This window comes from Pseudooceanicola marinus (genome assembly GCF_020177265.1).
Classification (GTDB): Bacteria; Pseudomonadota; Alphaproteobacteria; order Rhodobacterales; family Rhodobacteraceae; genus Pseudooceanicola; species Pseudooceanicola marinus_A.
Genome location: NZ_JAIVMC010000003.1, coordinates 181,984 through 202,159, shown reverse-complemented (window position 1 = coordinate 202,159; position 20,176 = coordinate 181,984). Strand labels below are relative to the sequence as shown.

The following is a 20,176-nucleotide window of genomic DNA, read 5'->3' as shown; positions in this document are numbered from 1 at the left end:
CGCCCTACCCTTCGGCGAGCAACGCCCGGCCCGCCAGGCGCTGCATCTCGGCCAGATAGGCCTCCTGGCTCCAGCCGCAGGTTTCTCGCAGCTGGATCCAGAGCGGCACTGACAGAAGCCCCCAGAGCAGATCGGTGGCGCGCCCCTCGTCCAGCGCCGGGTCAAGCTGCCCGTCGCGCGCCAGGGCCGTGACGGCGGCGGCGCAGCCCTGGCGCACGGCATCCATGCGGTCGTCCCAGGCGGCGCGCGCCTCCGCGTCGCTGTCGGCCATGGCCATCAGCGCCCGGGCGACGCCCCGGATCTCGGGAATGTAATTACCCCAGGCGGCGATGAACGCCGCAAGCCGCGCCTGGCCGGTGGTCGCATTGCGGCTCTCCGCCAGACGCGCGTCGATATCCTTTTCCTCGTCCAGATGCCGGGTGACGGCCACCAGCAGCTCGGCCCGGCTGGGAAAATGCAGGTAGAGCGCCTGGCGGGAGATCCCCGCGGCCCTGGCAATATCGGACATGCGGATCTGGCTGCCCCCCTGCTCCAGCAGGGTCCAAGCGGCGTTGAGGATTTTTCGGCGGGTGGGATTCTCACTTGACATGGCGTCAAGCTACCACCTATTGACACGCTGTCAACTTTACACCGTGTCAACTCATCCATCCGAGAGGCCCTTCTCATGACCCAGACCTATCCCACCCCTTCCGAACCGCAGAACGTCATCGTTTTCGGCGCCACCGGCAGCATTGGCCGCCTGGCCGTCACCGAACTTCTGGCGCGCGGCCATGCCGTCACCGCCTTCGCCCGGCGCCCCGAGGCGCTGGCCCTCACCCATCCGCAGCTGACCCTGCGGGCCGGGGACGTCACCGACCCCGCCGCCGTCCGCGCCGCACTGACGGGCCAGCAGGTGGTGCTGATCACCCTCGGCAGCGGCAAGGCCCTTCGCTCAACCGTGCGGGCGACCGGCACGCTGACGGTGATCCGCGCCATGCAGGCCGCAGCGAGCCAAGGCGGCCCGCGCCGCCTGATCTGCCAGTCGACCATGGGCGCCCACGAAAGCTGGGCCAACCTTAACTTCTACTGGAAACGGCTCATGTTCGGCGGCCTCCTGCGCGCGGTCTTCCGCGATCATGAACGGCAAGAGGACATGGTGCGTGCCTCGGGCCTCGACTGGACGCTGGTGCGCCCCTCGGCCTTCATCGATGGCCCGGCCGAGGCGCCCTACCTCGAAGACGTGCCGGCGGACCAGCGGGGCCTCGCGCTGACCATGCCGCGCGCCGCCATCGCACGGTTCCTCGCAGGGCTTGCAGGCGACACCCGCTACCTCGGCCGCGCCGTCGGCCTCAGTCAGTAGGGAGCGCCCCCATGCTTTCGACCCTCTTTCCCTTCGCCGCCGGCATCGCGTCGCTGCTGGTCGCGGGCGTCTTCCTCAGCTTCTCCGACTTCGTGATGCGGGGCATCGCGCAGGAGGCCCCGATCCCGGCCGGCGCCGCCGCCATGCAAGGCCTGAACCGGACAGTCTATCGCTCGCTCTTCATGGTGCTGCTGATCGGGCTGCTGCCAGTCGCGCTGGCCCTGGCCGGGGCCGGGCTGGCGGGTGCCCTGCCGCGCGCACCGCTGCTGATCGCCGCCGCCCTGACCTATGTGCTCGGCGTGGCGATGGTCACCGGGCGCGGCAATGTGCCGATGAACCACCGGCTGGATGCGATGTCCGCCACCGGCCCCGAGGCCCGCAGCTACTGGCCCCGCTATGCCCGCGACTGGACCCGGTTGAACCACATCCGCACGGCCGCCGCCGCCCTCTCGGGCCTCATGTGGCTGCTCGCGGCCCGCTGACCCCAGGCGCCCCGCCCTGCTCATCCGACAGCCCAAAATACTCTGGGGGGAGCGCGCACCGCGCGGGGGGGGCAAGCCCCCTCCCCCCGAAACACAAAGGGCGCGCCCGGTTGCCCGGACGCGCCCAATCTTACCCCGGTGACGGGATCAGAGCTTGCCGATGGTGAAGAACATCGTCTCGCCCGAATGGTCATCCACGCCATCGTTGTCGGTCGACACCCAGGCGGTGCCATCCTCCATGATCGCCAGGCCTTCGACCTTGTCGAGGACATAGCCGCCGGTGGCCTTCAGATCCGGGATCAGGTCGCGGACCTCTTCCTTGCTGACCACGGGCAGTTCGCCACCCAGGGGCGCAGGCACCATTTCGGCGGCGGGGATGCGGTAGATCTTCTTGGTCACCGCCTCGGCGCCGATCTGGTTGTCGCGCTCGATGACGTAGAAGCTGTCGCCCCGGGCCACGATCTCCGACAGGCCGACCCAGCCGGTTTCGGGCGCGGCCTTCTCATAGGCCACGGCGCCCCAGTCGCCGGTCTCGATGTTGTAGGCCACCAGCTTCACGTGGTTCTCGGGATCGTCGCCCCATTCCCGCTGCACGGCCATCCAAAGGGTGTTGCCAACCTTGGTGATCCCTTCGAAGCCAAAGCGGCGCTCCACCGCCATCAGCTCGGACGGCAGGCCCACCTCGTCCTCGATCTCACCCTCGGCATTCACGTGATAAAGGGCATGCGGCACGACGCGATCGGTGCGACCTTCGGAGGCGATCCAGAAACCACCCTCGCCGTCCAAGGTGATACCTTCCATGTCCAGCTTCTGCGCCGGCTGACCGCCGCGGGTCACGCGGATCACATCGACGATCTTCGCCGGCGTCTGCGACGGGTCGATCTTGAAGATCGAGGGCTGCATTGCATAGAAGCTGTCGTTCACCGCCCAGATGTGATCGCCATCGGCCACCATGCCGGAATTGGCGCCCCAGCCGACCGGCTTGCCGTCTTCGCTCAGCCCCGCGGAGGTCAGCATCGGATAGCGCGCCGGCGCTTCCTGGTATTCGAAGATCATGACATGGGCGCGCACGCCGCCGTCCTCGACCAGGTCTTCCTCGTTGGCCGAAATCAGCAGGTTGCGCTCGGGGATGGCGACGTAGCCTTCCGGCCCGATGCCCGAGGGCAGCAGCTGCGTCAGCACCGGGGCCGACAGGTCGGAAACGTCGTAGACCCCCACGATGGAGGAACGTTCGGCACCGACGAAGACCATCGGCGTGTCCCCAAAGGTGCCGGTCTCGATCGACTCGGGCTCGACACCCTTGTTGCCCGACCGCTTCTCGGGATAGTGGCCCGCTTCGATCACGGCATACTCGAAGGACACACCGGCCTCGTAGGCGACCGAGCCGTCCTTGTTGAAGATCGTCCAGCCGCGCGACCCGCCGTCCATGTCACCTTCGTTGGCGATGGCGAAATGATCGTCGTCGATCCATTTCACCGCGTCGGGCTCGCGCTTGCGGCCCTCCTGCGCGGCGTTGAAGGTCAGCGCGCCTTCCTCGTCCACGTCGATGCCCTCCAGATCGACCGCCCCGGCGGAGAAGTGGTTGAGGATCTCGCCCTCCTTCGACACGACCACCAGGTGGTTGTTTTCCTGCAGGGTGACGATGACCTCACCCTGGCCGTTGATGTCGACGAACTCGGGCTCGGGATCCTCGGGCGCGATCTCGGCCAGGCCAGTCAGGGCCACGTGCTGCAGGCTGGCGCAATCGGCAGCGCCGTCGGCGGCACCAACCAGCACCAGGTCACCCGCGGGCATCTGTCCCACGCGGCCATCGCCCAGATCCTCATCGCGCTCGTTCTCGATCGCCACCGCGACGAAGCTGCCATCCTTGGCCACGGCGACGCTGTCGGGCTGGCCGCCCAGGTCGCATTCGCCGGTGATTTCGCGCGTGGCGATGTCGATGACCAGCAGCTTGCCCGAGGGATCGGTGTAGCTTTCGGAGGTGTTCAATCCGACGAAGGCGGTCTGCCCGACGATGCCCACCGAGGTCGGCTCACCGCCCAGGGCAATATTGCCCAAGGGCTGCGGATTGGCCGGCTCGGTGATGTCGATCAGACCGAGCGCCTCCAGCGGGCTGTCAGTATAAGCCAGCGTCATGCCGTCTTCGGTGGCGGCGATGATCTCGGCCGAGGTGGTGCGCGAGCGGTCCTCACCCTCGGCCATGTTCAGCGGCGTCGGAAAGCTGGCGATGCGGTTGAAGTTCATCTCGGCGCTCGCCATGCCGGCCGACAGGGCCAGCAGGGAGGTCAGAGCGGTCACGCGAAAGGTCATGGTGTCCCCCGTCAGGAAATTTGTGTGGGGGAGAAATGCACCTTCGTGGTAACGCGCATGTGACAGCGCAACGAGAACTTGGCCCGGTCTCGGGCCGCCGCATCCGCGGAGCACCCGGCCACGCGGGGTGCCCCGGATCTTGCAGCCGGCGGCGCGTTCAGTCTTCGGCGGCGGTCGCGGCCTCGCCCAGCAGGGTGCCCGAGGCGTTCAGATCCGCCATCACGCCCATCAGTTTCGACAGCGAGCGGTAGAGCGTGCGCCGTTCCGCCGCCGTCAGCTTTTCCAGCAGGTATTTCTGCCGGGCGCGGCCCACTTTCAGCACGGACCGCCCCACCTCCTCGCCGCTCTCCGTCAACTCGAAGATGGCGCGGCGGGCATCCTTGGGGTCGGTCGCCTTGCGCATGTAGCCGCGTTCCACCAGCGAGGCGGCCGCGCGGCTGATCTGAGCGCCGTCCAGCAAAAGCTTCTCGCAAATCTCGCCGTAGGACAGCGGCTCGCTGTCCACCAGCCGGGTCAGCACGCGGCCCTCGGCCAGGGTCAGGTCGAAATGACGGGCGTTGTACTTGGAAATATTGCGGTTGAATTCCCCCGACAGCATGCCGATACGATAGGTGAGGTAATCCTCATGATCCATCATCGTGTAATCGGGGCCGCCGGTATCTTCGAGAAAGGCAGGCATCTGCCAGTAGGGTTGGCTCTTGGGCATGGGTGCGCTCTGATGTGAAAGTCAGGGTGACGATAGGGCAAATAATTTGACCCGTCAAACAATATTCCCCCCTCGATCAAACCCTTAGGCCATTTTGCACTCAATTCGTGCAATCGTCACCTGGTGTTTCCTAACGTTTGCGTGTGACCGCCTGCCGACTGCGGCGGATCGTCCCGGGGGGCGTGGACGGGTGCGGGGCGAGGGCTGTCCGTCCCAGGCGCGTCCGGCGGGTCGAAGTGGATGCCGTATCGCTCCGCCAGGCGGGCGTTGCCGGGCGCGGCCTCGGCCAACAGCGCGGCGCGACGCGCCATGCTCATCCCCGATCCCTCGCCACCGCGCCCCCGGGCCAGGCGCGCAACCACCGGCACCAGCGGGGCGAGGCGGTTGCGCGTCAGCCGCGCACAAAGAGCCGCCGCGCCGGGGGACAGCGAGGGGTTTGCCCGCCGGACCGGCCCGGGATCAAGCGGCAGCCCCGCCAGCGCCAGGACCTGACCGACCGCGCCCCCCGGGTGCCCGGGGTCGTAGCGGGCCGCGCGGATGGTTGCGAACTCCGCCCAGAAATCGAGGACGCGGTCATAGCGCATGCGCTGGCGGGTCCAGTCCCGCTGCAGGAAACTGTCGAGAGAGGCGCCGGTCTGTCCCTCCTTGCACAGCTGCCGCCAGTGGGACTCGAGGAAGATGTCCTGGCGGCGGAACAGGGCCACGACCGTCAAGTCGAAGTGCTCCGCCAGTCCCCGAAGCGGGGCGAAGCGGCGGAACGCCGGCAGCGACAACCCCTCCTCGCTGAGGATCAGATCGGGCAGCTCGGAGGCCGCGTGATCGGCCAGAATCGCGGCCTCCTCGGCGCCGTAGCGCCCCTGCACCAGCGCCCGGTAGAGGCTGCTGTGTTTCGGCAGGCGCGGATGCGGCGGCCGATCGGTCGCACCGTAGTGCCAGCCCAGGGTGGCAAGCGCGACCCGGTGGCCGGCCAGCCAATGCTGGATCGCGGTCGTGCCGGTCTTGTGGGTGCCGATATGCAGGATCAGCCGGGCCATCAGCCTTGCCCGCCCCGTCCCCGGGCGACCGGCGGCGCCGGAGGCGCAAGGTTGCGCACGCTGAACCGATGCCGCCGCAGCAGCGCCAGGCGCCAGGCGGTCGGCAGAAGATCGAGAAGCCACAGCGCCAGCACGGCCCGGCGAGGAAACGCCAAGCAGTCGCGGCCACGGTCGAGCGCCCGCAGGATCCGTTCTGCCGCCGCGGGCGGCGACATCAGCAGCGGAAGCGATCCCTGGTGCTGGGCGGTCTGGCGCGTCTCGACGTGGCCCGGCTCCACCAGCAGCACCCCGACCCCGCTGCCGGCAAGGTCGGCGCGCAGGGCCCGTGCGTAGCAGGCCAGGCCAGCCTTGCTGGCGCTATAGGCCGGGGCGTCGGGCAAGGGATCCCGCGCTGCCAGCGAGCCCAGCAGGACGATCTGCCCCCGCCCGGCGCGGCGCATCCGCAGCGCCCCCGCCTCGGCCAGGGCCAGGGCGCCGGTCAGGTTGACCGCGATCACCTGGCGCGTCACCGTCTCCGGCGTCCCCTCCGCGCCGTCAGGCCGCCCGCCGAAGATCCCGGCAGCGACGATCAGCAGGTCAGGCGGCCCCCGCTCGCCGATCTCGTCGAGCCAAGCCGCCGCCGCCCCGGGCTGACTGAGATCGCAGCTGCGGCACTGCACCCGCGCGCCCTTGGCCCGACAGTCCCGCGCCGTCTCCTCCAGCGGCAGCCCTTCGCGCGCGCAAAGCCAAAGCTCCTGCCCCGGGCCGGCCATCGCCAGCGCCAGGGCCGCACCGATGCCCCGGCTGCCCCCGGCGATGGCGATGCGGCGATAGGGCAGATCAGGCATCGACCGGCACCCCCATGGCGCGGGCATGGGCCAGTCGCGGCGGGACCGGCTCAAAGATCAGAGGCGCCGGCATCGGGGCCATGATCCGATCCGCCATGGCGCTGATGGCGGCCTGTTGCCCCGATCCGCCGTAGAAGGCCCCCCGAACGTGAAGATAATGGGCCAGGACCCGCAGCATGTCCTCCAGACAGTCCGGGTCGGGTGGCTGCGGCACCTGCCAGAACCTGTCCAGCCCAGCCTGATGCGTCAGCCCCGGCAGGTCGTAGATCGCCACCCCGCACACGATGACCGGAGCGCGACAGGACAGCGCGGTCAGCCCGGCCGTGCTGTTGATCGTGACCACGCCCTGCGCGCGGCGGGCCCAGTCCTCCACCCGGCCGCCGTCCAGCAGGTGCAGACGCCCCGCCAGGCCGAACCGATGGTGCAGGCGGCCCAGGCAGCGGCGCCAGGGCGTCAGGCCATTGTCATGGGGGTGCAGTTTCACCACCAGCTGGGCCTGCGGCGGCGCATGCTTCGCGAAAGAGGCGGCCAGTTCCTCCAGGTAGTGGCGCTGATCGCGGTAAGGCGAATTGGCGCGGATCTGATAGTCGTTCTGCATCTGCAGAATCGCCAGGAAGACCGGCGCGCCCTCGGCCCCAAGCCGGTCGGCCAGCCGCCGCGCCTGCCCCTCCCCCCGCCGGGCGCGGCGATGCCGCGGCAGATAGGATAGGTACTCCAGGATCGGGTTGAACACCCGGTCGCGACGAAAGCGCGGGTAAAGCGGGGCAAGCAGGTAGTTGGCCAGGTGATAGATCACGTCGCCCCGCGCCTCGCGCCTCCGGTCGATCCGGTGACGCGGGGCCAGGTCCACCGCGGGCAGATCGCGGGCCGCGGCCCGCAGACGGGCAGGATCTGCGGTGAGGCGGGAATAGGCGCTCTGCCCGCCCGGCTCCGCCACGATCCAGTCAGGTCGCAGGTAGCCGTATTCGTAGGCCAGCGTGCGGACCCCGCGCCGTTCTGCCACGCGACGGGCGGCGCGATGATAAGGCTGGCAATCGCCGAAATAGAGCAAATCGGTGATCCCCTCGGTCTCCAGAACCCTGTCCAGCCAGTCGGGCCAGCCCGCCAGGCTGCCGCGATAGCTGCGCGTGCCGGGGCCATGCCAGTAGATCCAGTCCCCGGCGCAGAGGTTGACCCGGTGCACACGCGCACCCCGGGCCGTCAGCTCGGCCCCGAGGGCGCGGGCGAAATCCGAGGGCGGCCCCTGCAGGAAGAGCACCTTGGGCGCGGCGGATGCGTCAGGCGCCATCGGAACGGTCCCCGCTCTGCGGCCCTGCACAGGCCCCGGCAAACCGGCGCGCCCAGGCCTCCCGTTCCGCCAGCGCACTGGCCCCGTCCCGCCAGCGGCGCGCCGCGGCACGGTGGCGCAAGAGGTAGTGTAGCCATAGCGCTAGTGCCGCCAGCGCGCCCCACCAGAGCCGCGCGCGATGTGGCGACAGGATCAGGCACCGGCGCCCCTCCGGATCGGCGCGGCGCACATAGGGGCCGGGGCCGACCGCCGCCGGGGTGATCTGGTGCAGGCTGTAGCTGGCGGTGACGGGATCGCCACGCCCGGCGCCGCGTGAGATCTGGATGAACCGACGCAGGAACAGGGCCACGACGCGCCCGATCGCCTGCGGCCTGGCCCGCGCGGGTCCCGGTGGGGGCGCCGGTGTCCCGGGGGCCAGCGGCTGGCCATCCTCCCGGCTGAACCGGGCGGACAACTGGGTGTGCCGCTCCGCCAGGGGGATCCGGTCGATCTGCCCGGGCCCGGCGAGGTAGTCTGACACCGCCTGGCGCACTGCCGCGGCCATGCCGTACTGATGGCACAGCAACCGCGCAAAGAGCGCGCCCAGCACCTCCACCGGAGCGGGCGGCGGCGCGACCTGCGGATGGAGGGCCGCATTCACCAGAAGGTTGCGGTAGTCGTAGTAGGTCAGCCAGGGACGCGCCTTGCCGGCGAAGGCGTCGTGCCAGACGGCACAGCCCGGCAGGGTCACGCTGGCGACGCCCCCCGCGCCCAGCCGGCAGCCATACTCGATGTCGTCGCCGCGGATGAACAGCGGCAGCGGCAACCCGGCGCGACGCACCGCCGCCATGGGCACAGCGCAGAACCACCAGCCGTTGTAGTCCGCCCGGGCCACCCGATCGAAGAGCCCGAGCGTTTCCTGCCGCCCGAGCGCCCGACCAGTGCCGAAGGAGGCCACTCCCCAGCCCCGCTGCAAACGCGCCCCGGCCTCGTGCAAGACACGCGGACGCTCCGTCTCCAGCATGGCGCCACCTAGGGCGCGATCAGGCCGCGCGTAGGCCAGCGCCTCGACCAGGCGGCGGATCATGCGTGGATCCAGGGCGATATCGTCGTCCATCAACAGGTGATGGGTCGGGTCCCCCGGGCTGCTACAGGCCGCGTCCAGACCCCGGGTGAAGCCGCCGGCGCCCCCGAGGTTCGGTTGATGGATCAGCCGGGCGCCCGCCCGATCCAGCGCGGCCCGCGTCTCGGGCGTGGCCAAGGGATCACCCTGGTTGACCAGAATGATGTCGATCAACTCCGGCAGGGTTGCGCGGATCCGGGCCAGATTGTCCAGCGTCGACCGCAGCTTCTCTTCTCGGTTGAAGGTACAGATGCCGATCGACAGGCGCACGGGGGCCGGCGCGACATCAGTGCAAAAGGCTGCCTCCACCAGGCGGCAGGCGCCGAGACAGTCGAGCAAGAGGGCCAGCCGCCCCACCTCCCCCGGATCCGGCAGGGGCAACACGAAGGGTTCGCCCGCGCCCTCGACCTCCTGCCGGGCGAGGACACGGGGCGGCACACCGTCGCGGCGCAACTCGACGGTGATGCGCAGGGCGCCGTGAAAGCTCAGCCGCAGGATCAGACGGCGGATCTGCGCGTGGGCGGACCAGAATCCGAGGTAGAAGCTGTTGAACCAGGTGCCGAAGTCGAGCCGCGTCCCCGCCAGGCAGGCCAGGGTGCCACCGCTGACCTCCACCGCGCCCGGCTCCGCCTGCAGGTAGAGGTCCGGCGGTCGCGCGGGCGCCGGGAACAGGACCTCCTGCAGCCGGTGGATCGGTTCGTTGGGGAAAATGCCGGGCGCATTCACGGGGCATGCACAAAGGCCGGGGCCTCCGCCTCCCGCGCCCAGGCGGCATTGAGGGCCCCGGCGGTTTCCAGTGCCCGCGCGATGGCCTTGTCCATGTCGAGATAGGCGTAGGTGCCAAGCCGCCCCACGAAGGTCACGCCCTCCTCCGCCTCCGCGCGGGCGCGATAGTGCGACAGCAGTTTGCGGTCGCCCAGCAGACGCAGCGGGTAATAGGGGATGTCGCCCGGGCGCGCCGCATGGCTGTATTCGCGGAAGCAGACACTGCGCTCGGGCGGGGTTTCCCCCCAGGGGGAGAAATGCCGGTGTTCGGTCACGCGGGTATATGGCACCTCTTCATCGCAGAAATTCACCACCGCCGTCCCCTGAGCATCGCCCTCGACCTCGAAACGCTCAAACTCCAGCGTCCGATAGCCCAGCGGGCCCAGGTCCTGGCCGAAGTAGCGATCCAGGGGGCCGGTGTAGACCAGGTGATCAAACTCCGGACCGGGGCGCCCGTCGAAGGGGGCGTTCAGGCGCAACTCGATCCGGGGGGCATCAAGGATCCGCGCCACCATCTCCGTGTAGCCGTGCCGCGGCATGGCCTGGTGACGGTGATCGAAGTAGCGATCGTCGTAGTCGAACCGCAACGGCAGGCGTTTCAGGATCGAGGCTGGCAGGTCCGACGGTTCCACACCCCATTGCTTGCGCGTGTAGCCGCGCAGGAAGGTCTCGTAGATGCGCGGCCCGACGAAGCGCAGGGCCTGCTCCTCGAAGCTGACCGGGGCGTCGTCCCCGGCGATGGCCTGGCTGCGGATGAAATGGCGGGCCTCGCAGGGGGTCATAGCCCGGCCGTAGAGCTGGTTGATCGTGTGCAGGTTGATGGGCAACGAATAGACCCGCCCGCCGGCCACGGCCTTCACCCGGTGGCGGAACGGCACCATGTCCGCGAAGCGGGTGACATAGGCCCAGACGGCGGCATCGTCGGTGTGGAAGATATGGGGGCCATAGGCATGGACCAGGATGCCGGTCCGCGGATCGACCTCCGTATGGCAATTGCCGGCGATGTGACGACGTTCATCCTGCACCGTCACATGGTGGCCCGCATCGGCCAGTTCGCGCGCGACGACAGCGCCCGAGAGGCCCGCGCCGACCACCAGGATGCGTTTCGGTGCCGGGACAGTGCTGCCTGCGTCCATCATGATCCTGCCCTTTCGTTTCGTCGGCTGCCGCTCATCAGGCGGCCCAGGCCGTCGTCGCGCAGCCGCGCCAGTTCCTCCGCACAGGCCTTCAGCGCCTGGTCGATCTGCGCGGTGTCGTGATCCGATGACAGGAAGAAACGCAGCCGGGCCGCGCCCATGGGCACGCCCGGGAAGGTCACCGGCGCCACGTTGATGCCCCGGGCGAGCAACCGTTCCGACAGACGCGCGGCCTGCAGGCTGTCGCCCACCATGACCGGCAGGACGCCGAACCCCTGCCCCGCCCCGGGGTCGAGCCCAAGCCGGCGCGCCGTGGTCAGGAAATGCGCCCCGTTGGCGTGCAGCTTCTCGACCCGCCAGGGCTCTTCCCCCATCTGAACCAGCGCCGCCTCGGCCCCCGCCGCCAGCACCGGCGGCAGGGCCACCGAAAAGACGTGCCCCGGCGCGCGGTGCTGCAGCAGGCGGATCAGGTCTGCGCTGCCTGCCACGTAGCCGCCGGTGGAGGCCAAGGTCTTGCTGAGCGTGCCCATCCAGATGTCGACCAGCGCGGGCTCCAGGCCGAAATGCTCGAACACGCCCTGCCCGGTCGGGCCGACCGGCCCCAGAGCATGGGCTTCATCCACCATCAACCAGGCGTCGAAACGGTCGCGCAGCGCCAGCAGGCCGGCCAGATCGGGCAAGTCACCATCCATGGAATACAGGCCCTCGACCACGATCAGCACGTGGCGGTGCAGCGGCCGGGCGTTTTCCAGGATCCGCTCCAGCGCGGCCAGGTCGTTGTGCGGAAAGCTGCGCCGCGCCGCGCCCGACAGGGCCATGCCGGTGCTGACGGAATTGTGGATATAGGCATCCGACAGCACCAGGTCGCCCTCTCCCATCAGGGTGGCGATCAAGCTGACGTTGGTGGCATGACCACTGACGAAGCTCAGCGCCGCCTCGCAGCCGTAGTGCCGCGCCAGCGCCGCCTCCAGCGCATCATGGACGGGCCGCGTGCCGGAGACCATCCGGCTCCCCGAAGCGGACACCCCATATGTGTCCAGCGCCTGCCGCGCCGCGGCCCGCGGCCCCGAAGCGGCGTTGAGGCCGAGGTAGTCGTAAGAGGCGAAGTTCAGACAGTCCCGCCCGGCAATCCGGGTGGTATCGGCCGCCCGCCCCTCATGCCGGCGGAAGTAAGGCGAGGCCACGCCAAGCGCCTCCGTCGTCTGGTCCAGCGCCTGCATCTGCTGCCATCCCTCCAGCCGGTGCAGTCCCCTGGGGCGGACCCCAGCCATATCGGTTCGGGCCACGGGTTCCGTGGCTGGCGCAGGCGCGGCAGGTCGAGAGGTCCCGCCGGCCAGACCTCTTGCGGCAGGAGCGGCGACGGAGGCCCGGCGGGCGGCGCCCAGGGCGGCGTCGCGGATCTCCGGCGTCAGGCCACGGCGCTGTCCTGCCCCGCTCATTCCGCCGCCTCCATCGCACCGCCACCGCCTGCGGCGCGACGAGCGCGCGGTCCGTCCGTTGCCTCCGTCCCGTCCGCCGGGGCCGTGCCCAGGTGTTGTGCCGCCAGATCGCCCAGGCCAGTGTTCCCGGCACCGGGGCCCGTCCCCTGAATATGGGCCACGATGCGGCGCGCGATTTCCGCCATGCTCTGCGCATCCGAGATCGCCATGAGCGGGATGTCATCCCCGAGCGCCTGCTGGGCGGCCAGACCCAACTCGATGCCCATCAGGGAATCGACGCCGAAATCAGCCACCGGACGGGTCGCCGACAGGCCGCTTTCCGGGACGCGAAGGATCCGCGCAACCTCCCGCAGGAGGAAGCCGGTCAGCCGCTTCTCCGCCGCCTCAGCCGACAGGGCGGCCAGGGTGGCGCGCAGGTCGTCGCCCTCGGGCCCCTCCCCGGATTGCTGGCCCAGGGCCCGGAGGACCTGATGCGTCGGTCCGCGCAGCAGGCGCAGGCTGGCTGTGGACGCGGCCCAGGCCATCGGCGAGACCCAGATCACCGGATCCGCATCCTCCTGCTGGTCGAAGGCCAGCAGTTCGTCCAGGGCGCGCAGAGCCTGGGCCACGCCGAAGCGCACGCCACCGCCGAAGCGGCGCACGACCTGTGCCGTCTCGGCGTCGCGGGTCAGGTAGCCGCAATCGTCGATCGCGCCCCAGCCGACGGCCAGAGCGGGCAGACCGGCGGCGCGGCGCTGGCGCACCAGGGCCTCGGCCCAGGCGTTGCCAGCGACATAAGCACCTTGCCCGTGATTGCCGATCAAGGTCGCCATCGAGGTGAAGACGACAAAGCCGCGCAGCGCGTCGCCCCGGGTCGCGCGATCAAGGTTGCGGGTGCCCGTCACCTTCGCCGCCAACACCTTCTTCAGGACGGGCGCCGAAAGATCGGCCAGCCGCATGTCCTGCAGCACCATGGCGGAATTGACCACCAGGTCCAGTGGTCCCCAGTCCCGCAGCGCCTGCAGGCTGTCCTCCAGCGCAGCGGCATCGGCGATGTCGCAGCAGACCGGCCGGATCTCCGCGCCGAGGTCCGCGGCGCGGGCCATTTCCAGCAGCAGGGCCGGCGCAGGCTCGGCCCGCCGCCCCAGCACGGCGATCTTGCGCGCGCCATTGCGCACCAGCCGCGCGGCCAGGGCAAGCCCCAGGCCGCTGCCGCCGCCGGCGATCACCACGACGCCCTCCGCCTCTGGCCGGAACAGCACCGGCGCCTCGGGCGGCGCGGCACGGGGCGTCGCGGGCGGGCGGATCACCACCTTGCCCACATGACCCGACCGTTGCATCAGGCGGAAGGCCTCCTCGACCTGCGTGCCATCGAAGGCGCGCACCGGCAGGGGGGCCAATGCCCCGTCCCGGAACAGGGTCATCACCTGGGCAAAGAGCTCTCGCGCCAGGGCGGGATCGTGACGCAGCAGGCGGTCGATATCGACCCCGTGGTAGGTCACATTGTCCTTCAGCGGGCGCAGGCCGATGCCGGTATTGGCGTAGAAATCGACCTTGCCCAACTCCAGGAACCGACCGAAGGGGCGCAGCAACCCGAGGCTGCGTTCCATCGCCTCGCCGGCCAGGGCGTTCAGCACCAGATCGACACCGCCCAGGGCCCGCACCTCCGCCGCGAAGGCCAGGTCGCGGGACGACAGGACATGCTCGACCCCGAGGGCGCGCAGGTAGGCGCGCTTTGCCTCCGTGCCGGCGGTGGCGATGATCCGGGCGCCCCGCCACTGCGCGACCTGGATCGCGGCCAGGCCGACCCCCCCCGCCCCGCCGTGGATCAGCACCGTTTCCCCCGGTCGCATGCGCCCCAGGTGCTCCAGCGCGTAGAAGGCGGTGAAGAAGGCCACGGGCAGCGTCGCCGCCTCTTCCGGAGAGAGCCCATCGGGCAGGCGCGTCAGCCAGGCGGCGTCGGTCACCATGTGGCTGGCCAGGCAAGCCGGGCCGAAGCTGGCGACGGCATCCCCCACGGCCAACTCGGTCACCCCCGCGCCCAGGGCCGCGACGCGACCGGCACATTCCAGGCCGAGGGTCGGCCCGGCAAATCCGCTCTCCAATGCCTCCTCGGGCAGCAGCGCCATGGACCACATCACATCGCGATAGTTCAGCCCCGCGGCCGCTACATCCACCCGAACCTCGCCAGGCCCGGGCTCCGGCAGGGGCGCCGCGCGCCAGGCCAGGCGGTCGAGGCCTCCGGCGGGATCCGCCGCGAGCCGCACCGCGGGCGACGCGACCGCCCTGGCCGCCTCGCCTGCCCGCACCCGCAGCGCCCGGGGGCCATCTGATGTCAGACAAAGCTCCGTTTCCGGGGTGCCGGCCTCGATCAGCGCGGCGATCCGGGTCGCGGCCTCGGCCGGCGGCAGCCCCATCGGATCCACCGCGTGGATGTCGAAGCCGGGGTATTCGTTCTTTGCCGTGCGCATCACCGCCCAGAGCGCCGCCTGGTCCGGATCCGGCGGGGCGAGGCCTCCGGCCCCCGCGCCGCCCGGGCAGATGAGCCAGATGTCCCGCGCGCCCCGGGCCTCTTCGCGGCGCAAGCAGGTCGACAGCGCCAGCAGACGCGCCGCGAGCAGGGGCGCGCCAGGGCGTTCCTGTCCCTCCGGCCCGGGGGGCGGCGCAAAGAGCACCAGGGGACCTGCCCCCTCCGCCCCGGCCAGGACCGGCAAGGGCTCCGCCGTCTCTTCCGGCGGCAGGACCTCTCCGATCAGCGCGGCGCGGAGCGTCTCCTCCAGTCCCGTGCCCTCTGCCTGCTGAGCGTCCGGGTCACTGGGCGCACCACCCTCTATGGCGCCCCCGCCCGGTGTCCGGGCGATCAACAGCGTCAGCCCGCAGGCCCCTGCGCAGGGCTGGGCCCACGCTTCATCAAAGCCGGCCGCACGGGCCGCCTCTTCGAGGCCCGGTGCCTCCTGCAGTTTCGGCGGGCGCGGCCGATCCGAGGCCTCTTCGGCCAGTGCCTCGCCAAGTAGGCGGAGCAATGCCAGGTGCGGGCGCGGCCTGGCCTCGGCCAGGATCACCGCCCCTCCGGGACGCAGGGCCGGGCGCAGGGCGGCCAGCCGGGTCGACCAGGTGACCGCCGTCATCGCGGAACCACAGCCCAGCACCAGGTCCACCGGGCCGATCTCGGCCAGATGCGCCGGGCCCAACCTGCCGATCCCCCCGCCCAAGCTGGGCGGCAACAGGGTGGCCCGGTCCTCCTCCAGGGCCCAGCCTGTCCAGGCGGCGCCATCGCCCACGCCCTGCAAATGCGGCAACAGACGCGGGGGGCCATCGCAAAGCTCGACCACGCAAAGCGGTCGACCGGACCGGACCGGCCGCGCTGCGAGCAGCGTGCCAAGCGCCTCTACAACGAGGCGCGCGCGGGCTTCGGTCACGACCGAGCCCCCTTCCAGCCCGTCGAGCGTTGCGCGGCCGAAACCGACCTCGTCGCTTTCAGGCAGACCGGTGGCGAGCCAGCGCGGCAGCGCCTCCGCCAGATGCGCCAGCGCCGTACATTCGGCGATCAGCGCGGGGTATTCCGCCGAGATCCCGGCAATCAGGGCCGCGGCGTCAGGCAGGTCACACTCCAGTTGCCAGTCCAGGCCAAGGGTCTGCTGCGGCAGATCCAGCGGCGCCAGAATATCCGAGAGGCCCTGTCGCAGGGCCCTCGCGGCGTCGCTTTGCACCCCGCCGCCGGATGCAACGTCGACAGCCGCCAGGGTATCGAAGGCGATCCTCTGCGCCAGTGCATCCAGCAGCAGCGCCGCCTCCTCCGGCGCCTCGGGTGCCTCCCCAGAGAGCGGACCGAGCTGCGCGGCGATCTCCTCCGGTGCCGGCCAGGGCGCGGGTGCCTCCTGCACCAGGCCCGGTGGGTCGATGGGGACCGTCTCCAGTCCGAAGGCATGGCGCGACAGGTCCACCAGCTGCGTCGCCCGCAGCGCGCGCAGTTCGACCCCGTCCATGCGGGCCACCAACCGACCGGCCGCGTCGAAGAGCGTCAGATCGGCGCGCAGGCTCCGGTCGCCGCGCCGGCTCAGGTGAATGCGGCCCGCTGCGAGGGCGCTGCCCGGGTGCAAGAGGTTCAGCCGGGTGATGCGGGTCGGCACGAAGGCCAGGGCCTCATCCGCGAAGCGCCCCTGGTGCAGCGCCCCGATCAGCCCATGCAGCACGGCATCCGCGCCCACCGGATCCAGCGCGTAGTCGGCCGGATCGTAGCCATCGGGCCGGCGGGCGTGCAGGATCACCTCGATCTCGTCGTCGCCGGGCATGCGGTAGTGCGACAGGTTGCGGAAGGCCGGCCCGTAGGTCAGCCCGATTTCCGCCGCCTGGGCATAAAGCCTGTGGGCCGGGCCATCGCCCGGGCGCAAGGCCAGATCGGGCGCAGGGACCGGTGGCACCGACTGCGGACCACCCGGGCGGGCAAAGCGGCCGGTGGCGTGGCCGCGCCAGGCCTCCTCGGACCAGCGGGGCCGCGAGGCGATGCGCAGGCGCCGCTCGGCCGGGACGACCTCGGTGCGGACCTCGGTCAGGCTGCGCGGCGTCAGCGGCAGGGCCGCCGTCATGTCGAAGTCATCCAGCGTGACCGCTTCGGCCCCCAGGCTGCGCTGCGCGGCGGCCAGCGCCATTTCCGCCAGCGCCGTCCCCGGCAACAGGCAGCGCTCCGCCACCCGGTGCGCGGCGAAGGCCGGCTGCAGATCAGGATCCATCTCATTGGTCCAGAGCGTCGCGCTGGCATCCGCCTGCCGCCCGAGAAGGGGGTGGAAACCGCTGCGCCCGCTGTCGCGGCTCAGGGCCGGGGTATCGGAGGCGGCGAGATGCCTCAGCTGCCAGGGATAGGGCCGCAGCTCCCGCGAGGGCCCGTCGGGCGGTGGCGCCAGGGCCGTGCGGTCCAGCCGCGCCCCCTGCACCAGAAGCCGGGCCAGCACGCGGTCCAGCGGGTCCGGCGATGCCTCGTCCTTGCGCGCCAGGCTGGGCAGCACGGCGATATCTCCGGCCTCCGTCCCGAGGCTGTCGCGCAGGTAGGCCGTCAGCACCGGATCCGGCCCGATCTCCAGGAACAGGCGATGCCCGTCCTCGGCCAGCGCCTGCACCGCCCGGCGGAACAGCACCGGCTGACGCATGTTGCGCCACCAGTGGAAACTGTCGAGATCACCCCCGACCAGCCGCCTGCCCGTGACACTGGAATAGATCGGCATGGTTTCAGGGCCAGGGTCGAGGACCCCGAGGTGGTCGAAGAGCGAGGCGCGCAGGGCCTCCTGGGCGCTGGAATGGAACGGGTAGTCGACGCGCAGGGGCACGCAAGCCAGCCTCAGGCTGCGCCGGGCGTGCCGGGTGAAGGCCTCCAACGCGTCCCGAGGTCCGACCAGCGAGACCGAGCGGGGACTGTTGTCGGCCGCGATCTCGATCCGTCGATCCCCATGGGTGGCCAGGATCTCCCGCGCCTCCTCGATCCCCAGTTGCAGCGCAGCCATGGTGCCCTGCCCCGCCAGCGCCTCCTGCGTCAATGACCGGGCATGCACCAGGCGCACCGCCGAGGCGAGGTCGAGCGCACCGGCGATGAAGGCCGCCGCCACTTCGCCCGCGCTGTGGCCCATCACCGCCGCAGGCCGCGCCCCCCGTGCCATGAGCGCCAGGGCGGTCGCCGCCTGATCCGCAAAGAGAAGCGGTTGCGAGACCGGGGCCTTGGACAACTGCGCCCCCACATCCTCCGCGCCGATCCGGTCCACCAGGGACCAGCCGGCCTGCGCCTGCCAGGCGCGGTTGATCCGGTCGTAGGCCTCACGATAGTCCGGACTGCCGGCATAGGCCGCACGGCTCATCCCAGGGTACTGCGCGCCGTTGCCCGAGAAGACGAAGACGGGGGGCGCATCGACCAGTCGCGACCCGGCCGTTTCCAGCGCCGGGTGGCGCTGGCCCGCTTCGAAGGCGGCGCGCGCCGCCTGTGCCGTCTGCGGCGTTCGGGCGATGATCGCCACCCGGTGCGGGTGCAGGTCGCGATGATGCAGCGCCTCGTCCACCAGCCGCGCGTTCTGCTGCCCTGCCGGATCGAAAAGACGCGCGCCCTGCTCCTCCAGCATCTCGCGCAGCGCCTCACGACAGAAGGCCGAGGCGAGGTGAATCGGGCGCGTTTCCTGGACCGGCCCCTGCCCGTCCTCGGCAGGCAGCGGACGCGGGTCTGGCGCCCCCAGGATGGCGTGGGCATTGGCCCCGCCGAAGCCGAAGGAACTGACCCCCGCCATCGCCGCGCCGTCCAGCGGACGCCGCTGCCGCACCAGGTCGAGGTTCAGCCGGTCGAAGGGGATCGCCGGGTTCAGCTCGTCGGCATTGAGACTGGGCGGAAGCTCCGCCCGCTCCAGCGCCATCAGCGCCTTGAGCAGCCCCGCGCTGCCGGCGGCGGGTTCGAGATGGCCGATGTTGGTCTTCACCGACCCGATGGGCAGAGGCGCCCCGCGCCGCTGGCCCAGGGCAAGCCCCAGGGCCTCGGCCTCCACCGGATCGCCGGCGGCGGTGCCCGTGCCGTGGGCCTCCACGAAGGCCAGCTGGTCGGGATCGATCTCGGCCCGGTCGTAGGCGCTGCGCAGAAGCGCTGTCTGCGCCTGCGCCGAGGGCAGCGCGATGTTCACTGTCTGCCCGCTGGTATTCGTCTCCACGTGCAGCAACCGACCCCGGTCGCGCGGCGACAGGGGCGCCTCGGCGCTGTCGCGGACCAGAACGAAGGCCACCGCGCCCTCGCCCCGCACATAGCCGTCGGCGCCCGCGCCGAATGCCTGGCACAGACCGCTGGGCGAGAGCATCCGCGCCGCGGCGAAACCGACGAACTGGCTGGGCAGCAAAAGGGCGTTGGTGGCCCCGACCACCGCGATCTCCACCTCGCCGCTTTCCAGCGCCTTGCGGGCGGCATTCAGGGCGAAGAGGGACGAGGAGCAGGCCGTGTCGATGGTCATCGACGGCCCGTGCCAGTCGAAGACATGGCTGACCCGGTTGGCGATCACCGCCAGGGAGGACCCGCTCATCGCGTAGCTGTCGGCGGCCTGCGGATCGTAGCCCAGGCCCGCGCCGTAATCCATCAGCGAGGCGCCGGCGAAGACACCGATCTCCTTGCCTGCAAGCTCGGACGGCTTCAGGCAGGCGTCCTCCAGCGCGTCCCAGACCACCTGCAGGAACAGGCGCTGCTGCGGGTCCATGTAGGCCGCTTCCCGGGGCGAGATGCCGAAGGGCGCGAGATCGAAGGCATGGATCCCGTCCACCACGCCGGCGGCGAAGCTGTAGCAGCGCCCCGGCGTCCCCGGCACCGGATGGAAGAAGGGCGCATGGCGCCAGCGGTCCTCCGGGATCTGGGTCACCGCCGAACGCCCGTCGTAGAGAAGCGCCTCGAAGGCGGTGACATCGGGTGCCATGGGCAGTCTGCAGGCGCGGCCGGCGAATCTGATCATCTGTCCCCCTGTCCCCCCGGCCGCGCCCCCTTGTGGGACGCGCATCACGGGTGAAACGGTCATGAGGAAGGGCTGGCCCGGGCAAAGCCGCCAGGCCCGCAACCCCTCGTTGCAATTTGGAGAAAATCCGCCGCGGCTTAAAAACCGGTTAAAATTATGTGGCCGAGACGGACGGTCGCATGTCTGTGCCGCATGCCGCCGCCAGCAGCCCCCTCAGAGCCCGTCCGGGCCGGTTTCGGCACAACGGAAATTTAACCTTCCTGCCCCAACACTCGCCCCGTCCGCCGCCGGTCCGATGCCGGGAGAGGCGAG

12 protein-coding genes are annotated in these 20,176 nt (G+C 70.7%); 2 read left to right on the top strand and 10 right to left on the bottom strand.

Annotation, left to right across the window (positions count from 1 at the left end; translation table 11 throughout):
• Positions 1-4: 4 nt before the first annotated feature.
• Complete coding sequence (locus tag LC066_RS05590) at positions 5-589, bottom strand: TetR/AcrR family transcriptional regulator (protein ID WP_224897093.1); 585 nt, start codon at positions 587-589, stop codon at positions 5-7.
• Positions 590-664: 75 nt separating this feature from the next.
• Between LC066_RS05590 and LC066_RS05585 the strand changes: the two genes are divergently transcribed.
• Both LC066_RS05585 and LC066_RS05580 read left to right on the top strand, forming a co-directional pair.
• On the top strand, positions 665-1,339 hold the full coding sequence (locus LC066_RS05585; protein WP_224897091.1) for an NAD(P)-dependent oxidoreductase: 675 nt from the start codon (positions 665-667) through the stop codon (positions 1,337-1,339).
• Positions 1,340-1,350: 11 nt separating this feature from the next.
• Positions 1,351-1,821 (top strand): DUF1772 domain-containing protein, encoded by a 471-nt coding sequence (locus tag LC066_RS05580; RefSeq protein ID WP_224897089.1) that lies wholly within the window; start codon positions 1,351-1,353, stop codon positions 1,819-1,821.
• Positions 1,822-1,968: 147 nt separating this feature from the next.
• On the opposite strand, the gene LC066_RS05575 is transcribed toward LC066_RS05580, so the two are convergent.
• From LC066_RS05575 to LC066_RS05535, 9 genes are all read right to left on the bottom strand, one after another.
• Positions 1,969-4,131 (bottom strand): esterase-like activity of phytase family protein, encoded by a 2,163-nt coding sequence (locus tag LC066_RS05575; RefSeq protein ID WP_224897088.1) that lies wholly within the window; start codon positions 4,129-4,131, stop codon positions 1,969-1,971.
• Positions 4,132-4,288: 157 nt separating this feature from the next.
• Positions 4,289-4,837, bottom strand: a complete 549-nt coding sequence (locus LC066_RS05570; RefSeq protein ID WP_224897086.1) for a MarR family winged helix-turn-helix transcriptional regulator — start codon at positions 4,835-4,837, stop codon at positions 4,289-4,291.
• 116 nt (positions 4,838-4,953) lie between these two features.
• On the bottom strand, positions 4,954-5,871 hold the full coding sequence (locus LC066_RS05565) for a hypothetical protein (RefSeq protein WP_224897084.1): 918 nt from the start codon (positions 5,869-5,871) through the stop codon (positions 4,954-4,956).
• Positions 5,871-6,698 (bottom strand): SDR family NAD(P)-dependent oxidoreductase, encoded by an 828-nt coding sequence (locus LC066_RS05560; protein WP_224897082.1) that lies wholly within the window; start codon positions 6,696-6,698, stop codon positions 5,871-5,873. The genes LC066_RS05565 and LC066_RS05560 overlap by 1 nt, the downstream gene beginning before the upstream one ends.
• Positions 6,691-7,986: a capsule biosynthesis protein gene (locus LC066_RS05555; RefSeq protein WP_224897081.1), complete on the bottom strand. Its 1,296-nt coding sequence runs from the start codon at positions 7,984-7,986 to the stop codon at positions 6,691-6,693. Before LC066_RS05555 ends, LC066_RS05560 begins: the two co-directional genes overlap by 8 nt.
• Positions 7,976-9,814 carry a glycosyltransferase gene (locus tag LC066_RS05550; RefSeq protein ID WP_224897079.1) on the bottom strand — a complete coding sequence of 613 codons (1,839 nt, stop codon included), beginning with the start codon at positions 9,812-9,814 and terminating at the stop codon, positions 7,976-7,978. Before LC066_RS05550 ends, LC066_RS05555 begins: the two co-directional genes overlap by 11 nt.
• Positions 9,811-10,992 (bottom strand): UDP-galactopyranose mutase, encoded by a 1,182-nt coding sequence (locus LC066_RS05545; protein ID WP_224897077.1) that lies wholly within the window; start codon positions 10,990-10,992, stop codon positions 9,811-9,813. The genes LC066_RS05550 and LC066_RS05545 overlap by 4 nt, the downstream gene beginning before the upstream one ends.
• Complete coding sequence (locus LC066_RS05540) at positions 10,989-12,428, bottom strand: aminotransferase class I/II-fold pyridoxal phosphate-dependent enzyme (RefSeq protein ID WP_224897074.1); 1,440 nt, start codon at positions 12,426-12,428, stop codon at positions 10,989-10,991. The genes LC066_RS05545 and LC066_RS05540 overlap by 4 nt, the downstream gene beginning before the upstream one ends.
• The gene (locus LC066_RS05535) at positions 12,425-19,864 is read right to left on the bottom strand and encodes a type I polyketide synthase (RefSeq protein WP_224897072.1); all 7,440 of its coding nucleotides are present in this window, start codon (positions 19,862-19,864) and stop codon (positions 12,425-12,427) included. The genes LC066_RS05540 and LC066_RS05535 overlap by 4 nt, the downstream gene beginning before the upstream one ends.
• Between the last annotated feature and the right edge of the window lie 312 nt (positions 19,865-20,176).

Bases quoted from the DNA above. Each gene is read 5' to 3' on its own strand.
- LC066_RS05590 (WP_224897093.1), bottom strand. From the start codon at position 589: ATGTCAAGTGAGAATCCCACCCGCCGAAAAATCCTCAACGCCGCTTGG.
- LC066_RS05585 (WP_224897091.1), top strand. From the start codon at position 665: ATGACCCAGACCTATCCCACCCCTTCCGAACCGCAGAACGTCATCGTT.
- LC066_RS05580 (WP_224897089.1), top strand. From the start codon at position 1,351: ATGCTTTCGACCCTCTTTCCCTTCGCCGCCGGCATCGCGTCGCTGCTG.
- LC066_RS05575 (WP_224897088.1), bottom strand. From the start codon at position 4,131: ATGACCTTTCGCGTGACCGCTCTGACCTCCCTGCTGGCCCTGTCGGCC.
- LC066_RS05570 (WP_224897086.1), bottom strand. From the start codon at position 4,837: ATGCCCAAGAGCCAACCCTACTGGCAGATGCCTGCCTTTCTCGAAGAT.
- LC066_RS05565 (WP_224897084.1), bottom strand. From the start codon at position 5,871: ATGGCCCGGCTGATCCTGCATATCGGCACCCACAAGACCGGCACGACC.
- LC066_RS05560 (WP_224897082.1), bottom strand. From the start codon at position 6,698: ATGCCTGATCTGCCCTATCGCCGCATCGCCATCGCCGGGGGCAGCCGG.
- LC066_RS05555 (WP_224897081.1), bottom strand. From the start codon at position 7,986: ATGGCGCCTGACGCATCCGCCGCGCCCAAGGTGCTCTTCCTGCAGGGG.
- LC066_RS05545 (WP_224897077.1), bottom strand. From the start codon at position 10,992: ATGATGGACGCAGGCAGCACTGTCCCGGCACCGAAACGCATCCTGGTG.
- LC066_RS05540 (WP_224897074.1), bottom strand. From the start codon at position 12,428: ATGAGCGGGGCAGGACAGCGCCGTGGCCTGACGCCGGAGATCCGCGAC.
- LC066_RS05535 (WP_224897072.1), bottom strand. From the start codon at position 19,864: ATGATCAGATTCGCCGGCCGCGCCTGCAGACTGCCCATGGCACCCGAT.